Raw genomic sequence first — 3395 nt, 5'->3', positions numbered from 1 at the left:
CATTGAGAGAGCAATAGAGCAAGACTCAAGTATAGTTATAGAAGGTTGTCAGACAATTTGCTATTTTCTTCAACAACAAGGAAAAATTAATGAAGCAAAATCTTATCAAGAACGTGCTGTAAATTATCATGAATTAATTTTAAAAGCACAGGAAGAACGTTCCAGTGTAAGAGAAAAGGATAAACTTGAATCTCATAATGCCTCAGATATAGAGGTAAATAAGCTTCGTCAGCAGTTTTCTCATCACTCGGATATAAAAACTGCTTACTTTGTGCAAAAAAATATGGAATTTTTTCCTGAAAAACCATTTTACGTTCTAGCTTTGACGCGAGAAGTGAGCTTTTTAGAAGGTATTCATGAAACAGATCACTCCAAACTTGTGAACAGCTTGTTAGAGGAAAACGAATTTCTCGGTAATGTATTCATTTTTATTTTAAATGACTATTTAAATATGGAAAAAAAACTAAAACGGATACCAAATTCGATGATTTACCAAAAAAAAGGTAAAAAATAGCATTACAGATGCTTAAAGTTCAACATCCAAAGCTGACGCTGAGTGTTGAGTTTATGATATTTTCTTTTGTGTCTTAATGGTTTAAAACTATTTTTTAGTTAGGAACACACTAAGACACAAACAAAAGAATACATAATTAAAGTTCATCTGTGGTTTTTTGCCCTAAGTCTCATGAATCGTCAGCTAGCTATTGAAGAACCGATATTTTCCCATCTACCAGTGTTACCACAAGAAGTGATTGCAGGTCTAGCGGTATCTCCAGGAGGTCATTATCTTGATACGACTGTAGGCGGTGGTGGTCATAGTCGCCTAATCTTAGAAGCGGTGGCGGATGTGCGGGTAACGGCGATTGACCAAGATGAGGATGCTTTAGCAGCAGCGAGGAAAGAATTATCAGAGTTTGGCGATCGCATACAATTTATTCATCGCAATTTTGCTGACTACGAGTTTCCCCTTAATACTTTCGATGGTATTTTAGCCGATTTGGGGGTAAGTTCTTACCATTTAGATAAAGCAGAAAGGGGTTTCAGCTTTCGCCAAGCTGCGAATTTGGATATGCGAATGGATCGGGGGCGATCGCTAACTGCTGCTGATGTGATTAATAATTGGGATGAAGCTGAATTAGCTGATATTTTCTTTAAATACGGTGAGGAGAGATTATCGCGGCGCATTGCGAGACGCATTGTAGAACGGCGACCGTTGCACACGACTACAGAATTAGCTGATGCGATCGCTTCTTCAGTTCCCCCGAAATACCGTTATGGCAGAATTCACCCGGCTACCCGTGTTTTTCAAGCTCTGCGAATTGTCGTCAACGACGAGTTAAAATCCCTAGAAACCTTTTTGGATAAAGCACCAAATGCCCTTGTCCCTGGTGGCAGAATTGCGATTATCAGTTTTCACAGTTTGGAAGACCGTCCGGTGAAACACGGTTTAAGAAATTCACCTTTATTAAAAGTATTGACAAAAAAACCAATTATTGCTCAAGAAGAGGAAATTAGTCAGAATCCGCGATCGCGATCGGCCAAACTGAGGATAGCAGAAAAGCTGCTGTAAGCCTTAAACTGCTCCATCTCGTGGTTCAGAACTGCTGCGAATACGCTCAATGAACTGAGGATAATTTTCTAAATCTTGTTCTGACTGTAACGCTGGCATTTCAATCCAATTACCTTCGAGATGCAGCTTATCCACATAAGCGTAGAAGGCTTCCCGATCTTCTCGGTGAGCAAGAACGTAATCATGTAGCTCTTTCTGACTCATTGCATGAAAATTAGGCTTGCTCATCCTATGTATCTCCATTTACCGTTAGGGTATATCTCTATGATATTTTCCTCACCTGCCAAGAAGAATAGATTCTTTGTCCGTTCATCCATACGAACGATATTAATAGGCAAGTAAAGCTTAGTAAACCAGCAGCACAATATGTAGCACTGTGTTTTTTGTTCTGGCGTAGGAATAATCTGAACTCCTTAACATTTATTCAAGTTAGTGCGAAAAAGAAATTCTCAATAAGCTGCGATCGCGATCGGCCAAACTGAGGATAGCCCAAAAGCTGCTGTAACTACAATGCAGCGTTAAACCCCTCCATCTCAACAATCTGTTAACCTAGCGTTGTTGAGGAGTTAAAAAAGAGTAGATGGAAATTAGTAATCTGTTTACGGCAGGTGGCATAGTAATGTGGCCTCTGCTGGCGTTTTCCTTGTTAGGCGTGGCGCTAATTATCGAACGGATCATCTTTTGGGTAAAGATAAATAATCGGCAAAACAAGGTAGTGCGAGAGGTATTACAGTTTTATCGCCTTGATAATGTAGTTAGTGCTTTAGATAAGTTGCAGAAAAATGCTGATTTACCCATTGCTCGGATTTTTTTAGCAGCTTTAGAATTGGAGGAGCCAACACCAGAGGAATTTCGTTTGGCATTAGAAAGTGAAGCCCAAGCCGAAATCCCTTTGCTCAAACGCTCCCAAAATATTTTTGAGACAATTATTAGTCTTGCACCCCTATTAGGACTTCTCGGCACTGTATTAGGATTAATTAACTCTTTTGCCTCTCTGAATATCGGAGATGTGGGAGGTAGTAAAACAATAGGTGTGACATCTGGAATTAGTGAAGCTTTAGTATCTACAGCATCAGGGTTAGTAGTGGCAATCTTTACACTTTTATTTGCCAATACCTTCCGGGGACTCTACCAGCGGCAGATTGCTTGGATTCAAGAATATGGCGGACAGTTAGAATTACTCTACCGCCGTCGCTACGAAAGAGGAGATAAATCATATCTGCCAAATAAATGAAGCGGAACTGGGTAATTGTAAATTAGCAATCAGTAATTGTGATTAGTTCACTATTTGTTACTGAATTTTGCTCTAAAAGTTTTGACTCTAATAGTATTCTAAAATGACGAATAGCTTTGTTCGCTACAGTTATTGAGGAAATATTCCATGACTATTTGGGTAAATGAGCAAATCGATCCGTCTGGGATGATTCATGCCTGTATTGCCACTCGTAATGAATCTCAAGCCAAAGATTGCCATGATTCATTTCAGAATAATTTGACTGAGAGGCAAAAGGCAGCAGGTTGGGTGGCACGATTGCGGACAGTCGATTCTTGGGATGAAGTACCGGTAAATTCTTTAAAACTCAATTAATTGGGTGTTATAGAAATTAGGCTGCATAGCTGAAGTATTTCCTGGCAGACATAATTACTTTCGTTATTTTCTGCTTACTTCAACCTGCGTTGCTTTTTTGGGATTTCGATCGAACATATTTCATCTACGTAGGCGTAGCCCGTCATAGGCATAGCTTGTCTAACACACGCTGCATCTCTGCTAATACCTACAGCGATCGCAGCAAATTTCATGAGAACAGGTTAATAACTGTCTCTT

At 39.6% G+C, this 3395-nt stretch carries 5 protein-coding genes and 1 pseudogene; 4 read left to right on the top strand and 2 right to left on the bottom strand.

Annotation, left to right across the window (positions count from 1 at the left end):
* Both IQ229_RS19275 and rsmH read left to right on the top strand, forming a co-directional pair.
* A pseudogene (locus IQ229_RS19275) lies at nt 1-514 on the top strand (M48 family metallopeptidase); the annotation flags it as partial.
* A 171-nt stretch (nt 515-685) separates the two neighbouring features.
* Nucleotides 686-1570, top strand: a complete 885-nt coding sequence (rsmH, locus tag IQ229_RS19270) for a 16S rRNA (cytosine(1402)-N(4))-methyltransferase RsmH (RefSeq protein WP_194046506.1) — start codon at nt 686-688, stop codon at nt 1568-1570.
* 3 nt (nt 1571-1573) lie between these two features.
* Here rsmH and IQ229_RS19265 read toward each other — a convergent pair whose 3' ends face one another.
* Complete coding sequence (locus IQ229_RS19265; protein WP_194046504.1) at nt 1574-1798, bottom strand: DUF6887 family protein; 225 nt, start codon at nt 1796-1798, stop codon at nt 1574-1576.
* On the bottom strand, nt 1795-1971 hold the full coding sequence (locus tag IQ229_RS24930) for a DUF6888 family protein (protein WP_409339947.1): 177 nt from the start codon (nt 1969-1971) through the stop codon (nt 1795-1797). The genes IQ229_RS19265 and IQ229_RS24930 overlap by 4 nt, the downstream gene beginning before the upstream one ends.
* Before the next feature lie 179 nt (nt 1972-2150).
* Between IQ229_RS24930 and IQ229_RS19260 the strand changes: the two genes are divergently transcribed.
* Both IQ229_RS19260 and IQ229_RS19255 read left to right on the top strand, forming a co-directional pair.
* A complete protein-coding gene (locus tag IQ229_RS19260) occupies nt 2151-2804 on the top strand; it encodes a MotA/TolQ/ExbB proton channel family protein (RefSeq protein WP_194046502.1) in 654 nt (217 codons plus the stop codon).
* Between the two features lie 147 nt (nt 2805-2951).
* Nucleotides 2952-3158 carry a glycogen debranching protein gene (locus IQ229_RS19255; RefSeq protein ID WP_194046500.1) on the top strand — a complete coding sequence of 69 codons (207 nt, stop codon included), beginning with the start codon at nt 2952-2954 and terminating at the stop codon, nt 3156-3158.
* Nucleotides 3159-3395 lie beyond the last annotated feature (237 nt).

Origin of the sequence: Nostoc cf. edaphicum LEGE 07299 (assembly GCF_015207245.1) — a bacterium.
Lineage (GTDB): Bacteria > Cyanobacteriota > Cyanobacteriia > Cyanobacteriales > Nostocaceae > Nostoc > Nostoc edaphicum_B.
The sequence above is the reverse complement of the archived record's forward strand: the minus strand, read 5'-3'. Positions and strand labels throughout refer to the sequence as shown.

What these genes read in the sequence shown, in the direction of transcription:
- rsmH (WP_194046506.1), top strand. Translation starts at nt 686, where the DNA reads ATGAATCGTCAGCTAGCTATTGAAGAACCGATATTTTCCCATCTACCA.
- IQ229_RS19265 (WP_194046504.1), bottom strand. Translation starts at nt 1,798, where the DNA reads ATGAGCAAGCCTAATTTTCATGCAATGAGTCAGAAAGAGCTACATGAT.
- IQ229_RS19260 (WP_194046502.1), top strand. Translation starts at nt 2,151, where the DNA reads ATGGAAATTAGTAATCTGTTTACGGCAGGTGGCATAGTAATGTGGCCT.
- IQ229_RS19255 (WP_194046500.1), top strand. Translation starts at nt 2,952, where the DNA reads ATGACTATTTGGGTAAATGAGCAAATCGATCCGTCTGGGATGATTCAT.